At 63.8% G+C, this 20,272-nt stretch carries 16 protein-coding genes; 5 read left to right on the top strand and 11 right to left on the bottom strand.

Features of this window, described 5'->3' with window-relative positions; genetic code table 11:
• Nucleotides 1–51: 51 nt before the first annotated feature.
• Both desA and JV551A3_RS02260 read left to right on the top strand, forming a co-directional pair.
• Entirely contained in the window at nt 52–1,236 is a 1,185-nt protein-coding gene (gene desA / locus JV551A3_RS02265) for a delta-9 fatty acid desaturase DesA (RefSeq protein ID WP_133969919.1), read from the top strand.
• Between the two features lie 100 nt (nt 1,237–1,336).
• Nucleotides 1,337–2,365: a GGDEF domain-containing protein gene (locus JV551A3_RS02260; RefSeq protein ID WP_133969918.1), complete on the top strand. Its 1,029-nt coding sequence runs from the start codon at nt 1,337–1,339 to the stop codon at nt 2,363–2,365.
• A gap of 188 nt (nt 2,366–2,553) precedes the next feature.
• Here JV551A3_RS02260 and JV551A3_RS02255 read toward each other — a convergent pair whose 3' ends face one another.
• The 5 genes from JV551A3_RS02255 to JV551A3_RS02235 all read right to left on the bottom strand — a co-directional run bounded on the left by JV551A3_RS02255 (nt 2,554) and on the right by JV551A3_RS02235 (nt 11,259).
• A complete protein-coding gene (locus JV551A3_RS02255; protein ID WP_133969917.1) occupies nt 2,554–3,813 on the bottom strand; it encodes a response regulator in 1,260 nt (419 codons plus the stop codon).
• A gap of 137 nt (nt 3,814–3,950) precedes the next feature.
• Nucleotides 3,951–5,228, bottom strand: coding sequence for a 4-aminobutyrate--2-oxoglutarate transaminase (gene gabT, locus JV551A3_RS02250; RefSeq protein ID WP_133969916.1), 1,278 nt, complete (start codon nt 5,226–5,228; stop codon nt 3,951–3,953).
• 183 nt (nt 5,229–5,411) lie between these two features.
• Nucleotides 5,412–6,854, bottom strand: coding sequence for an NADP-dependent succinate-semialdehyde dehydrogenase (gabD, locus tag JV551A3_RS02245; RefSeq protein WP_015268576.1), 1,443 nt, complete (start codon nt 6,852–6,854; stop codon nt 5,412–5,414).
• Nucleotides 6,855–7,192: 338 nt separating this feature from the next.
• Nucleotides 7,193–8,869: an aryl-sulfate sulfotransferase gene (locus tag JV551A3_RS02240; RefSeq protein ID WP_133969915.1), complete on the bottom strand. Its 1,677-nt coding sequence runs from the start codon at nt 8,867–8,869 to the stop codon at nt 7,193–7,195.
• Nucleotides 8,870–8,886: 17 nt separating this feature from the next.
• Nucleotides 8,887–11,259 (bottom strand): TonB-dependent receptor, encoded by a 2,373-nt coding sequence (locus tag JV551A3_RS02235; protein ID WP_372239041.1) that lies wholly within the window; start codon nt 11,257–11,259, stop codon nt 8,887–8,889.
• A gap of 156 nt (nt 11,260–11,415) precedes the next feature.
• Here JV551A3_RS02235 and JV551A3_RS02230 point away from each other — a divergent pair, with 156 nt between their 5' ends.
• The gene (locus JV551A3_RS02230) at nt 11,416–12,330 is read left to right on the top strand and encodes a LysR family transcriptional regulator (protein WP_133969913.1); all 915 of its coding nucleotides are present in this window, start codon (nt 11,416–11,418) and stop codon (nt 12,328–12,330) included.
• A gap of 104 nt (nt 12,331–12,434) precedes the next feature.
• On the opposite strand, the gene JV551A3_RS02225 is transcribed toward JV551A3_RS02230, so the two are convergent.
• Both JV551A3_RS02225 and JV551A3_RS02220 read right to left on the bottom strand, forming a co-directional pair.
• A complete protein-coding gene (locus tag JV551A3_RS02225; protein WP_133969912.1) occupies nt 12,435–13,340 on the bottom strand; it encodes a TauD/TfdA dioxygenase family protein in 906 nt (301 codons plus the stop codon).
• 37 nt (nt 13,341–13,377) lie between these two features.
• A complete protein-coding gene (locus tag JV551A3_RS02220) occupies nt 13,378–14,415 on the bottom strand; it encodes an ABC transporter substrate-binding protein (protein WP_133969911.1) in 1,038 nt (345 codons plus the stop codon).
• A gap of 297 nt (nt 14,416–14,712) precedes the next feature.
• Here JV551A3_RS02220 and JV551A3_RS02215 point away from each other — a divergent pair, with 297 nt between their 5' ends.
• Complete coding sequence (locus JV551A3_RS02215; RefSeq protein ID WP_256660760.1) at nt 14,713–16,314, top strand: ABC transporter permease; 1,602 nt, start codon at nt 14,713–14,715, stop codon at nt 16,312–16,314.
• Nucleotides 16,311–17,174: an ABC transporter ATP-binding protein gene (locus JV551A3_RS02210; RefSeq protein WP_133969909.1), complete on the top strand. Its 864-nt coding sequence runs from the start codon at nt 16,311–16,313 to the stop codon at nt 17,172–17,174. Before JV551A3_RS02215 ends, JV551A3_RS02210 begins: the two co-directional genes overlap by 4 nt.
• A 212-nt stretch (nt 17,175–17,386) precedes the next feature.
• On the opposite strand, the gene JV551A3_RS02205 is transcribed toward JV551A3_RS02210, so the two are convergent.
• The 4 genes from JV551A3_RS02205 to JV551A3_RS02190 are packed head-to-tail and all read right to left on the bottom strand — an operon-like array spanning nt 17,387 to nt 20,263.
• Nucleotides 17,387–17,668 (bottom strand): DUF971 domain-containing protein, encoded by a 282-nt coding sequence (locus JV551A3_RS02205; RefSeq protein ID WP_133969908.1) that lies wholly within the window; start codon nt 17,666–17,668, stop codon nt 17,387–17,389.
• Nucleotides 17,668–18,633: a HEAT repeat domain-containing protein gene (locus JV551A3_RS02200; protein ID WP_133969907.1), complete on the bottom strand. Its 966-nt coding sequence runs from the start codon at nt 18,631–18,633 to the stop codon at nt 17,668–17,670. Before JV551A3_RS02200 ends, JV551A3_RS02205 begins: the two co-directional genes overlap by 1 nt.
• On the bottom strand, nt 18,630–19,481 hold the full coding sequence (locus JV551A3_RS02195) for an ABC transporter ATP-binding protein (RefSeq protein ID WP_133969906.1): 852 nt from the start codon (nt 19,479–19,481) through the stop codon (nt 18,630–18,632). Before JV551A3_RS02195 ends, JV551A3_RS02200 begins: the two co-directional genes overlap by 4 nt.
• Nucleotides 19,481–20,263 carry an ABC transporter permease gene (locus JV551A3_RS02190; RefSeq protein ID WP_133969905.1) on the bottom strand — a complete coding sequence of 261 codons (783 nt, stop codon included), beginning with the start codon at nt 20,261–20,263 and terminating at the stop codon, nt 19,481–19,483. Before JV551A3_RS02190 ends, JV551A3_RS02195 begins: the two co-directional genes overlap by 1 nt.
• Between the last annotated feature and the right edge of the window lie 9 nt (nt 20,264–20,272).

The raw sequence follows: 20,272 nt of genomic DNA, 5'->3' as shown, positions 1-20,272 counted from the left end.
GGTCAAGGGATAATCGGCCCTTCCCCCTGCATTTCGAGGGTATCTACACCTATGTGGTACAACGGCCTGCTCGACTTGTCGGCCTGGCAACTGGTCGGCATCACTTTGTTGATGACCCATGTGACCATTGTCAGCGTCACGGTCTACCTGCACCGCTACTCCGCGCACCGGGCCCTGGAGCTCAATGGCGCGCTCAAGCACTTCTTCCGTTTCTGGCTGTGGCTGACCACGGCGCAGAACACGCGCGAGTGGACTGCCGTCCACCGCAAGCATCACGCCAAGTGTGAAACCCCCGACGACCCGCACAGCCCCGTACACAAGGGCCTGAGCACAGTGCTGCGCAAAGGTGCCGAGCTCTATCGTGAGGAGGCGCGCAACCCCGAAACCCTGCGCATCTACGGCAAGAACTGCCCGGATGACTGGATCGAGCGCAACCTCTACTCCCGCTACAAGCTGGGCGGCATCGCGCTGATGGCGGTGATCGACCTGCTGCTGTTCGGCACCATCGGCATCACCATCTGGGCAGTGCAGATGATGTGGATTCCGTTCTGGGCCGCCGGGGTGGTCAACGGCCTGGGCCACGCGCTCGGCTACCGCAACTTCGAATGCCGCGATGCCGCCACCAACCTGGTGCCGTGGGGCATCGTCATCGGTGGCGAAGAGCTGCACAACAACCACCATACCTACCCCAACTCGGCCAAGCTGTCGGTCAGGCGCTGGGAGTTCGACATGGGTTGGGCGTGGATCCGCCTGTTCTGCCTGCTGCGCCTGGCCAAGGTGCAGCGCGTGGCGCCGATCGCCCACCGGGTCGAAGGCAAAGGCAACCTGGACATGGACACCGCCATGGCCATTCTCAACAACCGCTTCCAGATCATGGCCCAGTACCGCAAGCTGGTGATCGGCCCGCTGGTCACGCAGGAGCTGGCCCGCGTCGATGCCTCGCTGCGCCACCACTTCCGCCGCGCCAAGCGCCTGTTGTCGCGCGAGACCAGCCTGCTGGAAGACCGCCACCACGTGCGCATCGAGTCGATGCTCGCCCACAGCCAGGCGCTGAAGACCATCTACGAAAAACGCCTGGCCCTGCAGCAGATCTGGGCGCGCACCAGCGCCAACGGCCACGACATGCTGGCCGCCATGAAAGACTGGGTACACGACGCGGAAACCAGCGGCATCCAGGCCCTGCGCGACTTCGCGGCACAGCTCAAGACCTACTCCCTGCGCCCGACCAGCGCCTGACCGCCGTTGATCGGCACGCCCCTCTGGCGGGGCGTGCCGACCGGAACTTCGCCCTCTCGTTTACACTCATATCTGGCACATCGCCCGCGTGGCGGGCCAGATGCTGGCCGCACGCTTTCACGCCGAGATCTGCTCCGTGCACATGGCCAAGAACATTCCAACGACACTGCCCGGCACCCCGCCCCCCGAAGCCGCCCAGACCTTGCTTGCGCTGTTCCACGCCCAAGGTGAGGTTGCCCGCCTGAGCGAGCGCGAGCAGCTGTTCAGCTCGCTGCTCGACAGCGTCAACGCGGTGCTATGGGCCTTCGACTGGGAAACCCGTCAGGTGCTGTACGTCAGCCCCGCCTACGAGCGCATCTTCGGCCGCCCGGCCAGCCTGGTGCTGGCCGACTACAACGAGTGGCGCGACAGCATCTACCCCGACGACCTGGAGTTCGCCGAGCGCAGCCTGGCCCAAGTACTGCTCAAGGGCTCAGTGGAAGACCGCGAATACCGCATCCTCAATGCCGACGGCCAGCTACGCTGGCTGAGCGACAAGTGCTACATCAACCAGCAACGCGATGGCGACCGGGTGATCATCGTTGGCATCGCCGAAGACATCACCGAGAAGAAGCAGCTCGAAGGCGAGCTGCAGCGCCTGGCCACCACCGACGTGCTGACCCAGAGCAGCAACCGCCGGCACTTCTTCGAATGCGCCCAGCAAGCCTTCGACAGCGCCCGCGAAGACGGTACGCCACTGGCCTTCCTGCTGCTGGACATCGATGACTTCAAGCGCATCAACGACAGCTACGGCCACCAGGAAGGCGACCAGGTGTTGCAGCAGATCGCCGACAGCGGCAAGGCCGTGCTACGCCGAGGGGATCTGTTCGGGCGTATTGGTGGCGAGGAATTTGCGGCGGTGTTTCCGGGCTGTACTGCCCAGGTAGCGGAACAGATTGCCGAGCGCTTGCAGCGGCATATCCAGCGGCTGAGCTTCAGCCATGGGGAGCAGACCTACGGGGTGACGGTGAGCCAGGGGGTGACCGGGCTGACTGACGAGGATGCGGCGCTGGACAGCCTGTATGCCCGGGCCGATGCGGCAATGTACCAGGCCAAGCGACAGGGCAAGAACCAGATCGTCCGCGGCTGACTGTTTTTCACCACCTGCCGGCCTGTACGGCCCTGTGGGAGCGGCCTTGTGTCGCGAAAGGGCTGCAAAGCAGCCCCTGAATCTCAGCGCAGATGCACAAATTGCTGGGGCTGCTTCGCAGCCCTTTCGCGACACAAGGCCGCTCCCACAGGATCTGCGCCGGGCTCAACGAACCTAGCCCCAAAATCTCAGCTGGAAACCTCGGCCTCGGCTACCGGCGGCTCTTCCTGCGGCTTTACCTCCGGGTTCTCCACCTTCCGCAACCGCCTCAGCTCCGGCAGGCCAAGCTTGAGCAGCCGCGCAGTCTTGCTGCTGGCCACCTTCTCCAGCCCCTGCTCGGCCGGCAGGCGCGACAACTGCCCGGCCAGGTTCATTGCCAGGATCTCCCGCGAATACACCCCGCCGCCCAGTTGGTAGATCGCCGCGATCAGCTCGCGCAACCCCAGCGGCAACCGCCAGCGCGTACGCAGCGCCGAGCCGAACGCCGCACCGAACTCATTGAGCGACAGCTGCACCTGGTCTTCATCCAGCTCACCGCCGGCCAGCCGCCACTCCTGCAAGCAGCGCAGCACCGCCAGGTCGCCCAGGCAATGCAGCAACCCCGCGCAATAACACAGCCCTTCATCCAGCTCGAGCATGCGTGCCAAGGTGCGGCCATATTCGGCAGCGTGCAGCGACAAATCCCAGTAACGGGCTGCATGCTCCGCCAGCAGCGGGTCACTGAGGCGCGCACTGCGCTTGAGGGTCATGCCCAGGATAAGGTTCATGCTCTGGGTGCTGCCAAGCTTGTTCAGGGCCTGCAGTAACGTCTGCACCGGTGCTTCGCGGTGCAGTGCTGCGCTGTTGGCCGCAGCGATCAGCACGGCGGTGATCTGCGGGTCGCCCTGCACTTGCTCTTCAAGCACTCTCAGGTTCAGGCCATGTGGGTTGAGCGCGCGCTTGATCGCCACCTGCACATCGGCCAGCAGCGGCCCGCCATCGGCGGTAGCGCGACGCTGCTCGAGGTAGGCAGGCAGGCTGGCACCTGCCTGCAGGGCCGGCACTGGGCAGGCAATTTCTTCGCCAACCGCCAGCAGCAGCTCCTCCAGGCGCTTGCGCAGGGTGTCCAGGTTCAGCGGCTTGCTCAGGTAGGCCGTGGGATGCAGGGGCAATGCTTCGCGCACACTGGCACTGTCGCTGCGGTTGCTCATGAGGATGAACGGCAACCCCGAGCCTTTGGCGCGCACCTTGCGCAACAAGTCGAGGCCATCGACACCAGCCAGTTCGCGCGCGGCGATGATCAGGTCGGGCTTGCTGGACAGCGCGCTCAGAGCCTGCGAGCCGTCGGCGCAGACCTGCAGACGGGCATCACAGCGCACGCTCAGCAGCATTTCGCTGAGCATGTCGCGTACCCAGGGGTCGCCCTCGACAATCAGTACGCTTGGTGGGGTGGGGTCTGCAGCGTTCATCGCCAACTCCTGAATAGCCCTGACACACAGTCCATCGCAGCTTCCTGAGCAAATCCTCCGACAACGATAGCGCCCCATGGCTTTCCTGGGCACAAAAAAAAACCCGCCGAAGCGGGTTTTTTCTGAAGCGCGTCACATCAGGCGAGTTCAGCAAAGCACTCTTCGATGATAGCCAGGCCTTTGTCCAGCAGAGCGTCTTCGGCGGTCAGCGGAACCAGGATACGCAGGACGTTGCCGTAGGTACCGCAGGACAGCAGGATCAGGCCCTTCTCGCGAGCCTTGGCGACAACCTGGCCAACGGCAGCAGCGTTCGGGGTGTGAGTGCCTTTCTCGAAGACTTCGACAGCGATCATCGAGCCCAGACCACGGACGTCGCCGATGATCGGGTGCTTCTTCTGAATTTCGCGCAGGCCAGTGGTCAGGCGCTCACCCACAGCTTTGCTGCGGTCCAGCAGTTTCTCTTCTTCGAACACTTTGATCACGGCCAGGGCCGCGGCGCAAGCGATCGGCGAGCCGGCGTAGGTGCCGCCCAGGCCGCCAGGAGCGATGGCGTCCATGTACTCGGCCTTGCCGCACACACCGGCCAGCGGGAAGCCGCCAGCGATGGATTTGGCGAAGGTGGTCAGGTCAGGCGCAACGCCCATCTGCTCCATGGCGAAGAAGGTGCCAGTACGGCCAGCGCCGGTCTGTACTTCGTCGGCGATCAGCAGGATGCCGTGCTGGTCGCACAGGGCGCGCAGGCGCTGCATCAGCTCTTTCGGCGCTGGCAGGAAGCCGCCTTCGCCTTGTACCGGCTCGAGGATGATCGCGGCGATGTCACGCGGCTCGGCGTCGTTCTTGAAGATGCGCTCGACCGAGGCGATGGCGTCGTCAACGCTGATGCCGTGCAGTTCGCTCGGGAACAGGGCGCGGAAGATGCCACCTGGCATCAGACCCATGCCAGCGGAGTACGGCACGACCTTGCCGGTCAGGCCCAGGGTCATCATGGTACGGCCGTGGTAGCCGCCGGTGAAGGCGATGACGCCAGCGCGGCCAGTGGCGGCACGGGCGATCTTGACGGCGTTTTCAACGGCTTCGGAGCCGGTGGTGACCAGCAGGGTCTTCTTGTCGAAGTCGCCTGGGACCAGCTTGTTGATCTTCTCGCACAGCTCTACGTAAGGCTCGTAGGCCAGCACCTGGAAGCAGGTGTGGCTGACCTTGGTCAGCTGATCTTGCACGGCCGCAACCACTTTCGGGTGCAGGTGGCCGGTGTTCAGTACTGCGATGCCGCCGGCGAAGTCGATCAGTTCGCGGCCTTCAACGTCGATCACGGTCGAGTTCTTCGCGGTATCGACGAAGATCGGGTGGATCTGGCCAACGCCACGTGGGACGGCGGCTACACGACGTTGCATCAAGGATTCGTTGGTCTTGCTCATAATGCCCTCATTGCGCCGGTCTGGAGTGGCGCTTTTATTCGGGGGTGGCTGGGAGTGCTCGCGAACAGTATTCGTTGATCGACTGCCATGAACGCCCTGGCCACCAGGTACTGCGATGTAAAAAAGGCCAGCGAGACGTCGCTCTCGCGCCCCGCTGGCAGAGGTAAAACCGCTACCGTGCGATCAGACGCTGATGCACAGGTATTTGATTTCGAGGTAGTCCTCGATACCGTACTTGGAACCTTCGCGGCCCAGGCCCGAGGCCTTGATGCCACCGAACGGTGCCACTTCGTTGGAGATCAGGCCGGTGTTGATACCTACCATGCCGTATTCCAGGGCTTCGGCAACACGGAACACACGGCTCATGTCGCGGGCGTAGAAGTACGAGGCCAGGCCGAACTCGGTGTCGTTGGACATGGCGATGACTTCGGCCTCGTCCTTGAAGCGGAACAGCGGCGCCAGTGGGCCGAAGGTCTCTTCCTTGGCGACGGCAGCGGTCTTCGGTACGTCGACCAGAATGGTCGGTTCGAAGAAGTTGCCTTCGATGATCTTGCCACCGGACAGTACCTTGGCGCCTTTGCCAACGGCGTCTTCGATGTGTTCCTGGACCTTGGCGACAGCCTTGCCGTCGATCAGCGGACCAGTGGTGGTGCCTTCTTCCAGGCCGTTACCGATCTTCAGCTTGGCAACAGCGGCGGCCAGCTTCTGGGCGAACGCGTCGTAAACGCCGTCCTGCACGTAGATACGGTTGGCGCAGACGCAGGTCTGGCCGTTGTTGCGGTACTTGGAGATGATCGCGCCCTCGACCGCCTTGTCCAGGTCGGCATCGTCGAACACGATGAACGGGGCATTGCCACCCAGCTCCAGGGAAACCTTCTTGATGTCCTTGGCGCATTCTTCCATCAGCTGGCGACCGATTTCGGTCGAGCCGGTGAAGGACAGCTTGCGAACCAGGGAGTTGCCGGTCAGTTCGCCGCCAACTTCGCCAGCGCTGCCGGTAACCACGCTCAGCACGCCAGCCGGGATGCCAGCACGGTGGGCCAGTTCGACCAGGGCCAGGGCGGAGTAAGGGGTCTGCGAGGCAGGCTTGAGCACCATGGTGCAGCCAGCTGCCAGGGCCGGGCCGGCTTTACGGGTGATCATGGCGGCCGGGAAGTTCCACGGGGTGATGGCCGCGGTAACGCCGATTGGCTGCTTGATGACGATCAGGCGCTTGTCTGGCTGGTGGCCCGGGATGGTGTCGCCATAGACGCGCTTGGCTTCTTCGGCGAACCACTCGATGAACGAGGCAGCGTAGGCGATTTCGCCCTTGGCTTCAGCCAGCGGCTTGCCTTGTTCGGTGGTCATCAGGCGAGCCAGGTCGTCCTGGTTCTCGATCATCAGTTCGAACCAGCGACGCAGCTTGGCCGAACGCTCCTTGGCGGTCAGGGCACGCCAGGCCGGCAGGGCCTTGTCGGCGGCTTCGATGGCGCGGCGGGTTTCCGCGGTGCCCATCTTCGGCACGGTACCGATGACTTCACCAGTGGCCGGGTTGGTGACCTTGATGGTCTGGCCGTTGTCCGCATCCAGCCACTCACCATTGATGTAGGCTTGCTGGCGGAACAACTGAGCGTCTTTGAGCTGCATGTCGGCTTCCCGAATTGTTGATTGTTGAAAAGCGCCCAAGGCAGGGCATCGAGCGTTTGAAATCTCAAACGAATGCTAAGCGGCTGCTGGGGTGTTGGACAATAGGCTGTTCGAAAAAAAGAACGAATGGTTGAACACCCTGGCGGAAATTTCATGATTTGCATAATGGCAACCGGCCTCTTCGCGGGTTAACCCGCTCCCACAGGATCTGCACAGCATCCAGAAATTGTGCAGTACCTGTGGGAGCGGGTTTACCCGCGAAGAGGCCAGTACAGGTTAGACGAACGAGCTGAAGGAAATGTGATGGGAGGACCGACGGCCCTCCCGGAAGGGATTGATCAGAACGCCTTGGCCAGGTCGATCACCAGGGCCCGGTAACCCACGCTGCCCGGCTGCCGGCTGTGCACCTTCAGCTCCACCAGCACCTCTTGGGTCCCGCGCCGCACCTCGTTGAGCACGGTGGTGGTCAGTTTCTCCGGGGTCAGGAAGTTCACCGACGCCGAGTAGATGAACTGGGTGTCGGTCTCTGGCCGGTAGGCCACCACTGAAGTCACCGGGCTGTACCACTCGTCGCCGCGCTCCTTGCCGTATTCCCACACCTGCTCGACCGTGCCCTTGGCCTCGTCGATGCGGTACTCCACCGCCCGGCTGTAGTTGCCGGTCAGCCTGGTTGGCGCAAAGTCGCGGCCCCAGCCGTTGTCGAACACGGTCAGCGTGCCTTTGCCGGTCAGCCAGGCGGTGTGCTGGGTCCACGACCAGTCGAAGCCTTCGCTCGCCACCGGCTTCAGTACTTTTTCGCGTAGACGCTCAGGCCAGCCTTGGGGCGAGGCGAGAATCCATTTCACCTGTTTGTCGCGGCCTATCTTCACCACGCCCTGGTGCCGTGCTGAAACGATGATGCTGTCGTCTTCGGCGTCGTAGTCGATGGCATTGACGTGTGCCCAGTTACGCCCGGTGCCCACCCCTGGGGTGTCGCCAAATGGCAGGTCACCCTCGGCCAGTTCGTTGGCCAGCCGCTCGTCCTGTTTCTGCACCCCGGGCGGCAACTGGATGGCTGCCTTGCCCAGGGTTTCCAGCAGGTCGCCACGGTAAGGGTCGAGGATCTGGTTGAGGTCCCAGAAGTCCAGCACATCACCGGCCTCGTTGACCTCGATGATGTGGTCGCGAATCGAGCGCACGCGCTTGCCGTCGGGGCGACGATAGTCGCTGGTGCCCACCCGCAGCAGGTAAGTGCCATTGGCGGTTTCGCGGATTTCATGGGAGAAGTCGGCGAACTTGTCTGGCAGGCTGCGCTGCCAGATGCGCCGGCCCAGCAGGTCGTACTTGGAGTAGGTCTGGCCCTGGCCCCAGATAAGCTTGCCGTCGCGGGTCTGCTGGAAGCCCATGGTGCCGCCCAGGCCATCGCGGCGGTTGGAGTCGTGGATCTGCTCGATGTCCAGGTACCAGCGCACGTCACCATTGCTGTCGGCGATCCAGTTGTTGCCCACCTGGTCCCATTCTGCCGCGCCGCCCAAGGCATTCCACTTGAAGGCGCGCCCGCCCGGGATGTCACCCTGCAGGTGGTTGAACAGGTACAGGCGCTTTTCAAAACCTGGCGCTACCTTGACCGGCTGTACCTCAGGCAAGGCAGCGGTCTGCTTGGCCACCACCGGCAAGCGCACGGCCGAGGCGTAGATCTGGTACTGCTCGCGGATGCGCTCGCCGTCGAGCTTGTAGGTCACTTCCACCTGGTTGACGTGATCCGGGTACAGGCCGAATACCGGGATGCCGCCGTAGGTCCACAACGAACGGTCGGATACCTCGTAGGCGATGTCCACACCGCGCTCGCCCCGCCCCAGCACGCGCACGTGCGCGGCACTCAGGCTGCGCCCACCGTCGCGAATGATCGCGGTCAGCGGCGCCAGGCGATACGGGTTGACCACCACATCGCCGAGCAGCGCCCCGTCAGGTTCGGGGACCTTGGCGGTCAGGCAGGCGCCTTCAGGCAATGCAGGGGTTTCGGTCTTGGCATTCATGGCAAAGCTCCTTGTGCTCAGAAGTCGTAACGGGCTGTGGCGCCAACGGTGCGCGGGGTGCCGAGCACGCCGGCATAGCCACCGTTGGCGGAGTTCCAAAGGCTGGTGAAGTAGGTCTTGTCGCCGGCGTTCTTCACCCACAGCGACAGGTCGACCACGCCGTCGCCCTGGTCCAGGCGTACACCGGCGGAAAGGTTGACCAGCGCGTAGCTGGGGATCTGGCCGAAATCGGAGTCGTCGATGGTGCCCACCGCCTTGGAGCGGAAGGCGTAGCTGGCGGTGACATAGGGTTCGATGTGCTCGCTGGCCTGCCACTTGTACTGGGTGTTGAGGTTGGCGATGTACTTGGAGGCGCCTACCACCTGGTGGCCAGACAAGTCGCAAGTGGCGGTGGCGTTGGCCAGGCTCACCTCCGGCGGGCATGGGGCGTCCTTGTACTCGGTGTAGCGCACGTCGTTCCACGAGCCGTTGAAGTTGACCGTGAGGCCGCGCAGCGGCAGCGCCGTGGCTTCGAACTCCAGGCCACGCGATCGCACCTTGCCGGCGTTGGCCAGGTACTGCACGCGGTTGACCTGGTCGTAGACGTTGGCCTGGTAGCCATGCACTTCAGCCCAGAACAGGTTGGTATTGAGCTGCAAGCGGTCGTCGAACAGCGAGCTTTTCAAGCCGACTTCGGCGTTATTGACCCGCTCGGTGCCAACCAGCAGGGAGTCGGTGCCCAACCGAGGCGCAGCGCCAACGGTAAGGTTGATGCCGCCAGACTTCTCGCCGTGGGTCAGGGTGGCGTAGCCCAGCAACTGCTCGTTGAAGCGGTAGCTCAGGCCCAGCAGACCAGAGGGGCTGAAGCTGTACTGGTTGAGGTCGCCTGAATCGTAGGCGCCTACCCGAGCCTGGCGCGCTGCTGCGGCGGCCCCGGTTACTGCTGCGCCGCCGGTTGGTGCGTCGCGGGTCACCCAGGCGCTCTTTTCTTCATAGGTGCCGCGAACGCCGGCGGTGAAGTCCAGGCGGTCGGTGATGTGCCAGGTACCCTGGGCGAACAGCGCGTAGCTGTCCGTGTCGATGTGCCCGTTGCCAATGGTGTCGACGTTGGCCAGGGCGCCAGCCGGGGTGAGGTTCCAGATATCCGCCTGCGGACCGTAGTAAGTGAAGGATTTGTTGTCCAGGTCCTGCTTGAAGTAGTACGCGCCAAGCACGTAGTCGAAGGCACCACCGGTGGGCGAAGCCAGGCGGATTTCCTGCGAGTACTGCTTGTCGCGCACCGATACCCCGGCGCTGTAGAACACTGGCACGTTGAGGCCGTCGTCATTGCGCGGGGTGAAGTCCCACCAGCGGTAGGCGGTGATCGAGGTCAGGGTGAAGTCGTTGGGCAGGGTCCAGTTGGCCTCCACCGAGGTACCGCCCTGGAACACCGTCACTTGCTGGTCGGCGTCGAAGTTGACCTTGCGGTCCTTGCCCGACACCAACGTCGCGCCGGCCTGCGCGGCCAAGCTTTCGTAGCGGTTGACGCCATTGATGGTCGGGCCGGTGCTGTACAGGCTGAGAATACCGTTGTCGGAGTCTTCTTCGTTGTATTCGCCGATCCAGCGCAGGTTGAAGGTTTCGCTCGGCTTGAACAGCAGCTGGGTACGAAAGCCTTGGCGCTTGCCGCCATTGAGGTCGTCGCCGTTGTGGATGTTCTTCACATAGCCGTCGTCCTCGGTGCGGTAGGCGCTGATGCGCCCGGCCAGCGTATCGCTGATCGGCCCCGAGAAGCTGCCTTGGGTCTGCAGGTAGCCGTCTTCACCGATCGACTGCTGAATGCTGCCCTCACGGTGGAAGGTGGGCTTGCGCGTGGTGATGTTGAGCACGCCGGCGGTAGTGTTCTTGCCGAACAGCGTACCCTGCGGGCCGCGCAGCACCTCCAGCTGCTCCACGTCCAGCAGGTCGAACACGGCCATGCCGGGGCGGCCGAGGTAGACGTTGTCGAGGTAGATGCCGACGCTGCCTTCCAGGCCATCGCTGGCCGGGTTGTTGCCCAGGCCACGGATCGAAATGCTCGACTGGCGGGCATGAACGTAGGCGACGTTGGTGCTTGGCACCAGTTGCTGCAGGTCCTGCACGCGGTAGATGCGTTGGCTTTCCAGGGTTTCGCTGTCGAGCACGCTGATAGGCGTGGGCACGCTTTGCGCGGTTTCTTCGCGGCGGCGTGCATTGACCGTGACGGTACCGAGCTTGGCTTCCTGCTCCACCGCCGGGGTGGCGTTGACTGGCTCTTCGGCGAAGCTGGCAGAGGATGCGGCCAGCAGCACGCCAGCAGCCAAGGGTTGCAAGGTGAAACGCGACGCGCGCGCAGGCCAACGGGAAACTCCGGACATGCAAATGCTCCTTGAGGCATGGGCCCTGGCGAGCATTTCCGTTGGCGGAACCGAATCGCGGTCAGTCGGGCTTATATTCTTTTAAGTGATATAAATATTTGCAATTCATATTTTGTGGAATAAGTGACACCCTTTATAAGGGGGCTAACCCTTGTCAGCAATTGCATTCGACCGAAAGTTTCAATGTAAAAAATGCATATCGATCTCCGTCAGCTGCGCCACTACATTGCCCTTGTCGAGCACCGCAGCTTCGTTGCTGCGGCGGCTGCGGTGAACCTGTCGCAATCAGCATTCAGCCGCAGCATCCAGACCCTCGAACACAACATCGGCTGCCGCCTGGTGGACCGCGCCAGCAAGGAGCTGGCGCCGACTCGCCAGGGCCTGTTGGTGCTGGAGCATTCGCGGCGGCTGGTGCACGGGGCACATAACCTGGTCAACGAGATCCACCAGTTCAACGGTGCTACTACCGGCGTGGTGCGCTTTGGCTCCGGCCCCGCGCCGGCAGGGGGTTTGGTACCGCGTGCGGTGGCACGCTTCGTCGCCGAATACCCCGCGGCACGTACCTGCTTCCAGGTAGATAACTGGCAGGCGCTGAACCGCAAGCTGGTTGCCGAGGAGATCGAGTTCTTCGTCGCCGACACCCGCCAGTTCGAGTCTGATCCGGACTACCAGGTGCACAAGCTGGCGCCGCAGCGCTGGCATTTCTGCTGCCGCGTCGGGCACCCTTTGACCGAGCGCGAGAGCGTGCGGGCGCGTGACCTGTTCGATTTCCCCCTGGCCACCACCTTCCGCCCGCCGAATATCCGCAAGATCCTCAGCGACCTCAGCGGGCGGCAGGATTTTCTGCCGACGGTGGAGTGCGAGCATGGCTATGCGCTGCTGAATGTGGTGATGCACTCGGACACCATCGGCATTGCCTGCAATGCCAACTTGCGGCCGTATCAGCGTGACGGGGGGTTGGTGGCATTGCAGCTGGCCGACCTGACGGTGGAGCAGGAGGAAGCGTTCTATACCCGTTATGGTGTGGTGAGCCGGGTGGGGTATGGGCTATCGCCGCTTGCTCAGGGGCTGGTCAGGCAACTGATTGCCTGTGATACCGAGTTGTGACCGATGGGGCGCCCCCTGTGGGAGCGGGTTTACCCGCGAATACGATGGTGAATTCATTTACGCATTCGCGGGTAAACCCGCTCCCACAGGGTCGTCTACATCCCTCAACCTTTGCGGGTTGTCCGGCTCAACTGGCCATCCACCCCGACCGGCACCTCACCCGCCAGGGTCACCCGCCGTACCACCCGCGGCTGGGTCCCGTAATCATCCACTGCATAATGCTGCGTCGCGCGGTTGTCCCAGATCGCCACATCCCCCGCCTGCCAGCGCCAGCGAACGGTGTTCTCCAGGCGTGTCACATGCCCTTGCAGCACTGCGAACAGGTGTTGCGAATCCGCCAGCGAATAACCTTTGATGCGCTTCACGAAATGCCCTAACTGCAACACCCGCTCGCCACTGATAGGGTGCACGCGCACCACTGGGTGCTCGGTCTCGTATACGGTGGAGGTGAACACCTTGCGGTAACGCTCAAGCTTCGCTGGGTCGACATCGGGCTTGAGGCTCGCGTAGTCATATTCGTTGCTGTGCACCGCCCACAACTTGTCGGCCAGCTCGCGCAACGGCTCAGGCAATTCCTGATAAGCCGCCGCAGTGTTGGCCCAAACGGTATCCCCACCGGATGCCGGCGCCACCACGCTGCGCAGGATCGAGGCCTTTGGGTAGGCGTCGACGAAGGTCACATCGGTGTGCCAGGAGTTGGCCCGCTGGCCTTCGGCGCCATCGAGCTGCAACAGGTAGCTGGTGCCATCCACCACTGGCACGGTGGGGTGAGCGACCGGCTCGCCGAGCAACTTGGCGAAGGCTTCCTGGCTTTGGTCATCCAGGTGGGTCTGGCCACGGAAGAAGATCACCTTGTGCTTCACCAGCGCGGCCTGGATGGCGTCGAGGGTGGCGGCATCAAGGTCGGCGGACAATTGCACACCGCGAATTTCGGCGCCGATGCGGCCGGCAACCGGGTGTATGTCGAGTTCGAGGGTTTGTGGCGCAGTGGCCAGGGCGGCGTTGCTCATGGTCGTGTCCTTGCGGTCATTGTCGGGTTTTCGGGGTTCAGCGGGCGGCCTGCACGGCCTGTTTCTGTTGCAGGGCCGCTTCGAGGAAGCGTGGTTCGATCCAGTCGGCCACCTGGAAGCCACGGCGGATCAGGCGCTCCTTGGCAGCCAGGTCCACGCCCTGCTGCAGCTGGCCGACAAACTCGGCGTCCAGCCGTGGATCGAAGTAATGAGCCAGGTCTTCCTTGGCCAGGTCGTCGCTGAGGATGCTGCGCGGCCAGTTGGCATTGCTGGCCACCAGCTCGACGTAGGCCTCGCGGTTGTGTTCGTCGCGCAGCCAGGCGCTGGCCTGTTGCTGGGCATTGACCAGGCGCTGCACCAGCTCGGGGTATTTGCGGATGAAATCGCCAGTGCCCAGCAGCACCGCCTGGGTACTGCCGGCGCCTTCCAGGTCACGTGAGTTGACCGGTAGTTCGACCAGCCCGCGCTCGCGCAGCGACAGCAGGTTGGACAGGCCCCAGGTGGCGTCGATCTGCTTGGCGGCCAATGCGGCATTGGCGGCGTTGAAGTCCAGGTTGATCACCTTCAGATCGCGCTCGCTCAGCCCCTGGCTGGCCAGGGCGCTGGCGAACGACAACTGGTTGGCGGTGCCACGGAACACCGCCACGCGCTTGCCCTTGAGGTCGTGCAGGGTCTTTATGCCGGAACCGGGCACCACGCCCAGGTAGCTCTTCACCCCACGTACGCCCGCCGACAACACGCGGGTGTCCAGGCCATTGGCCTTGCCGACGATGGCGGCCAGGTCGCCGAGGTAGGCGAAATCGGCCTGGCCGTTGGCCAACGCTTCGTTCACCACCGGCCCGGCGCCCTTGAAGAAGTGCCAGTCGATGCGAATGTTGTCCTTGGCGAACTCCCTTTCCAGCAGTTGCTGGTCACGCAGCACGTCGACCACGCCACCGGCGCTGGGCTTGCTGCCCGCGCTGAGGTCGGGTACCGCGATGCGGATGCTTGCTGGCTTGGCCGGTTCAGCTGCGTGGGCGCTGAGGGTGAAGGCCAGCCCAAGGGCGGTGATCAGGTGACGCAGCGGGGTTTTCATGGCAAGGCTCCTTGGCAGGCTGCCACCGGCGATGGCCGGCGCTTTGGCCAGAAGCTAGGCAGGTCTTGTTAGAACCTACAAAGATCAAAACTTCATTCTTCAGTAACTGGAAAGCATAAATCAGGCGGCATGCGGGTCTGCGGCTGGCTTGCGGAAAACGCATGGAAAATATGAGGAAAACGCAACGGCGAGGGGCTTCCGTATGCAGGAAGTGCATGTTCTTATCTCTTGAAAGTCATTTTTGAGAATTTTTAATTCCATAAATGAATAATCTAACAATGCTTCGAGAGATGGCCGATGAATGGAATTCTGAGCAGAGGTCGAGATTGGTTTCGGGGGCCGCTGCGCGGCCCATTCGCGACGCAAGGCCGCTCCCACAAAGATCGCGCCAGCTTGCTGCCATGGTTGGTGCCTGTGGTTATTGCGCTGCTGTGGGTAGTGGCCAGCCGGGAGCACTGGATGAGCGAGCAGATCCTGCCAGCGCCAGCATTGGTGTGGCAGAGCGCGGTGGAGTTTGGCTCCGGCGAGCTGTGGGGGCACCTGTGGATAAGCTTGCAGCGGTTGTTCTGGGGGTTGGCGGTCGGCATCGGCAGCGGCTTGCTGCTGGGAGTCTGGCTGGGTGCTTCGCGGCGGGCGCAGACGCTGGTGCTGCCTACCTTCGTGGCGCTGGCACAGATTCCTACCCTGGCCTGGATCCCGTTGTTCATGTTGTTCTTCGGGATCGGCGAATTGCTCAAGCTGGTGGTGCTGGTAAAAGCCGTGGTGGTCCCCGTTACCTTGCACACGCTGGTCGGTGTACGTGATGCCCAGCCCAAGCTGCGAGAGGCCGCTGCAGTGCTGCGCCTGCCTCGCCATCTGCTTTTTCTGCGCCTGCTGCTGCCGGCTGCACTGCCCGCCTTTCTAACTGGCGTACGCCTGGCCCTGGCCACCGGCTGGACCTCGCTGCTGGCGGTCGAACTGCTGGCCTCCAGCGAAGGGATTGGCTACCTGATGGTGTGGGGGCGGCAACTGTTCATGCTCGACCTGGTGCTGCTGTGCATTCTGGTGATCGGCCTGGTCGGTGCACTGCTGGAGCGCGGCTTTTCGGCCCTGGAAAAGCGCCTGCTGTATTGGCCGCAAGCGGCCACAGGGGAGCAGCACCGTGACCCCGTGCCGCGGGGTTGGCAAAGTCTGCTGCTACCACTGGCACTGTTGGCACTGTGGCAGGCCAGCAGCAGCTTTGGCTGGGTCGACAGCAACATCCTGACCTCGCCACTCGAAGTGTTGCGCACCCTGCTGACCGGCCTGGCCGATGGTTCGTTGGCTCAGGCCTTGCTGCTGAGCCTGCAGCGCGCACTGACCGGTTTGCTGCTGGGCGGTGGCGCTGGCCTGCTGGTCGGTTTGCTGTTGGGGCTTTCGGCCAATGCCGAACGTATCTTCGGGCCAAGCCTGTCGGCCTTGCGTCAGGTGGCGCTGTTTGCCTGGGTGCCGCTGCTCACAGCCTGGTTCGGCCTTGGTGAAGGGGCCAAGCAGGTATTCGTCGGCATGGCCGCTTTCTTCCCGTTGTTGATCGCCACCCAGCGCGGTATCGCCAGCCTGTCGCCGCAGCTGGGCGAAGCGGCGCGCACCCTGCGCCTGAACCTGTGGCAACGCCTGCGCCTGCTGGTGCTGCCCGGCGCAGCCCCGGCCATTTTCGCCGGCCTGCGCCTGTCGCTGATCTACGCCTGGCTGGGCACCATTGGTGCCGAGTACTTCATGCCCTCGGACGGCGGCATCGCCAGCCTGATGATCGGCGCGCAGCAACTGTTCCGCATGGACCAGGTAATGGCCGCCATGCTGTTGATCGGCCTGGTCGGCGCCCTGCTCGGCACCCTTGGACAACGCCTCGAATCGCGCGCCACGCGCTGGAGAACCGCATGAACGCCTTCAACACCTCGCACCTGCACGCGGCCAACCAGCCCGATGTCACCCCGCCCCTGGTCAGCTTCGAGGGGGTCGGCAAAGTGTTCAGCGTCGATGGCCAGCCGCTGGAAGCCATCCGCAACTTCAACCTGTCGATCAACCAAGGCGAATTCATCGCCATCGTCGGTGCTTCCGGCTGTGGCAAATCCACCCTGCTGCGCCTGCTGGTAGGGTTGGATACCGACTACAGCGGCAGTATCCGCGTCGACGGCCACACTGTTAGCGGTATTGGTAGCGAGCGCGGCATCGTGTTTCAGGAGCACCGGCTGTTCCCCTGGCTGAGCGTGGAGCAGAACATCGCCTTGGGCCTGGTCAACGAACCGCTCACCCAGGGTGAACGCGCGCGACGGGTACACGAGTTCGTGCAACTGGTGGGGCTGGTCGGTTTCGAGTCGGCCTACCCACACCAACTGTCCGGCGGCATGGCCCAGCGCGTGGCGATCGCCCGAGGCCTGGTAGCCAGCCCGCGTATCCTGCTGCTCGACGAGCCGTTCGGCGCGCTGGATGCGCTGACCCGCCAGCAACTGCAGGACGAGCTGCTGGCCATTCGCGAACGTGCCGGCATCACCACACTACTGGTCACCCATGACGCCGAAGAGGCCACCTACCTGGCCGACCGGGTGGTGGTTCTGGAGCCACGCCCGGGGCGGATCAAGTCGGTGGTGGAGATCGACCTGCCACACCCACGGTTGCGTACGGGCGTAGCACTTCACGGGCTGCGGGAGAAGGTACTGCACCAGATCACTGGGGATGGCGGCTACCTGACACCGCCGGTGCGACGGGTCGAAGGGCTGAGGCCGGAGCTGATTGCGCTCTGAGCCTGTGGGAGCGGGCATGCCCGCTCTCATAGGACTGCACATAACTTTTGAATTAACAGGAACCCTGTGGGAGCGGCTTCAGCCGCGAACACCGGCGCAGCCGGTGCCATGCACCGCGTTGGATTCTTCGCGGCTAAAGCCGCTCCCACAGGGTACGCGGACCGCTTGCGAATTCAGGTCTCCATGCGACAGCGAATGCCCGCGAAGAAGACTCACCGGGCACTCAGGTCACGCAGGTAAACCCAAGGGTAGATACCCCGCTCATGCCCATCGCTGAACACCAGTTGCACGCCATATCCTTGCGGCTGGATGTGCACCACGCGCACATCATCGCGAACCAGGCTGATGTTCCCCTGCAGCCGTGCCGCTCGGCATTGCGAGCAGGGGCAAGCACCGCGCAGGCGGGCATGGCTGAGGCTATGTTCGCCGTCTTGCCATTGCAGCACCAGTTGCCCAGGGCCGCGCATGTTGCGAAGAGCTTGCGGGGCGTTCATCAGGAGGCCCCGCGCAGTTGTGCCATGGCAATCCGCACAGCCTTGCGCACCTCGGGGTCGCTATCGGCCTCGGCAGCCTGCAGCACCGGCAAGGCACGCGCCTGGCCCAGCTCCCCCAGGGCCAGAGCGGCCTCCTTGCGCAGGTTGGCAATGCTGTGGCCAAGCAACTCGCCAAGCGCGTCCAGTGCCGCAGCATGACGTAGCCGCCCCAGAGACCGCGCCGCACGCAGACGTACTTGCCAGAAGTCATCGGCAAGGGCATTTACCAGTGCCGGGCCTGCAGGGGCCAGGCCCACCTTGCCTAGCGTGGTGGCGGCTTCTTCGCGCACTTGCCAGGCCTTGTCAGTCAATGCAGCCACCAATGCTGGCACCACCGCGCTGTCGCGCGCGAGACCCAGCGCACCGATGGCCGCGCGGCGCACCTCGGTGTCCGGCTCATCTTCGGCAAGCTTTGCCAAAGCTGGCAACGCCGGCTGGTGCTTGAGCCAGCCAAGAATACCCACTGCCTCACGCCGGACCGCGGCGTCATCATCGGCCAAGGCAAGCAGTGCAGGCTCCGCAGCATCTTCCAGGCGCAGCTCGCGCAGGGCACGCAGGGCGCTGGCGCGGACGAAGGCATCAGCATGCTTGACCCATGGCAGGATCAGCTGGCCGGCTTCCAGGCTCTTGAGCTCGCTGAGGCTCTGGGCAGCAGCCAGCCGTACCGGCTCGGCAGTATCGGCCAGCGCAGCGCACAGGGCCTGCACAACTTCGGGTTCTTCCCAGGCCTCGAGCAGGCGCGCGGCTTCGGCACGCACCTCGTCGGCGGCATCCACCAGCAGTGCATCGGTGAGCCACGGCAAGCCATCGGGGTCTTCCAGGTCGGCCAGTTCGATCAGGCCGATACGGCGTACCCCCGCGTCAGCGGCACCAAGGCGAGGCAGGAGAGCAAGGATGTCGGGGTTGTCAGTCGTTCGTTCAGTCATAGCGCGATCCGTAGCGGTGGGTGCTCAGTGTCCGGCAGGCCCAGCGGGGTCAGGCGCGGAAGTTCGCGGCCCTCCTCGTGACGGAGCAAGGCCAGACAGTGACGCTTGAGGTGAGTGAATTCAGGGCTGGTCAGCAGGCTGGCGCGGCGTGGGCGCGGAAAGTCCAGGTGCAGGTCTTCAATAAAGCGGCCAGGTCGCGGGCTCATCACCAGGATACGGTCGGCCAGGAACAGCGCCTCGTCGATATCGTGGGTGACGAACACCACGGTGGTGCGGATGCTTGCCCAGATATCGAGCAACAGCTCCTGCATGCGTGCGCGGGTTTGCGCATCCAGGGCACCGAAAGGTTCGTCCATCAGCAAAAGGCGCGGGCGGTTGATCAGCACCCGGGCAATCTCGGCCCGTTGCTGCATACCGCCGGAAAGCTGGCTGGGCCAGCGCCCGGCAAATTCATCCAGCCCCACCAGTTGCAGCATTTCGCGAGCCTGCCGGCGACGTTCGGTGCGGCCCTGGCCCTGCATCTTCAGGCCGAAGGCCACGTTGTCGAGCACGCTACGCCAGGGCAGCAAGGTATGGTGCTGAAACACCATGCCGCGCTGCGGTGACGGCCCGGCAACGGCCTGGCCATCCACGCTCAACTGGCCGCTGCTGGGCACCAGGTGCCCGGCCAGGGCGCCAAGCAACGTCGACTTGCCACAACCGGAAGGGCCAAGGATGCAGACGAACTCGCCAGGCTCTACGGCAAAGTCCAGCCGCTGCACCGCCTCGAATGCTTCGCTGCCGTGCCCCAGGCGTATCGACAGGCCACGCCCGTCGATACGCCCTGGCGCTGGTTGGTAACTGTTCATCAGGTGGCCCTCCGCGTGCGGTACCAAGGCGTGGCCAACTCCCCAAGGCGCTTGACCAGGGCGCTGCTACCCATGCCCAGCACGCCGATCAGCAGCATGCCGACGATGATGTCGGGGTAGTTTTGCAAGGTGTACGACTCCCAGGTGTAGTAGCCGATACCGAACTGCCCGGAAATCATCTCGGCGGTGACCAGGCAGAACCATGAAGTACCCATGCCGATGGCCAGGCCCGTGACGATGCTCGGCAACGCTCCAGGCAACACCACTTCACGCAGAATCGACCACCGCTCTGCCCCGAGGCTGCGCGCCGATGCAACCAGGCGCGGGTCGACGGCCTCGACGCCGTGCACGGTGTTCAGCAGGATCGGGAACAACGCGCCAGTGAACGTTATGAACACCATCGACAGCTCCGACGACGGGAACATCAGGATCGCCAGCGGGATCCACGCCACCGCCGGAATCGGCCGCAGTACTTCCAGTGGCGGCAGCAGGGTGTCCTCGGCCCATTTCGAGCGGCCGATCAACAACCCCAGGGCCACGCCAATCAGCGCTGCTGCGGCATAACCGGCAAACACCCGCGACAGGCTGCTGCCCAGGTGCGCCAGCAGGGCGCTGGAGGTCAGCAGTTGCCAGGCAGCTTCCAGCACCGCCTTCGGTGTGGGGACATAGGTGAACGTCAGCAGCCCGAGGTCCAGCTTCACGCTCGCCGCGACCTGCCAGAACAGCAGGCAGGCCAGCAGCGAAGCCAGGCGCACCGGCCAGCGCTTGAGGTTGCGGGTCATGTCGGTTCC

Origin of the sequence: Pseudomonas inefficax (genome assembly GCF_900277125.1) — a bacterium.
Taxonomy (GTDB): Bacteria; Pseudomonadota; Gammaproteobacteria; order Pseudomonadales; family Pseudomonadaceae; genus Aquipseudomonas; species Aquipseudomonas inefficax.
The sequence above is the reverse complement of the archived record's forward strand: the minus strand, read 5'-3'. Positions and strand labels throughout refer to the sequence as shown.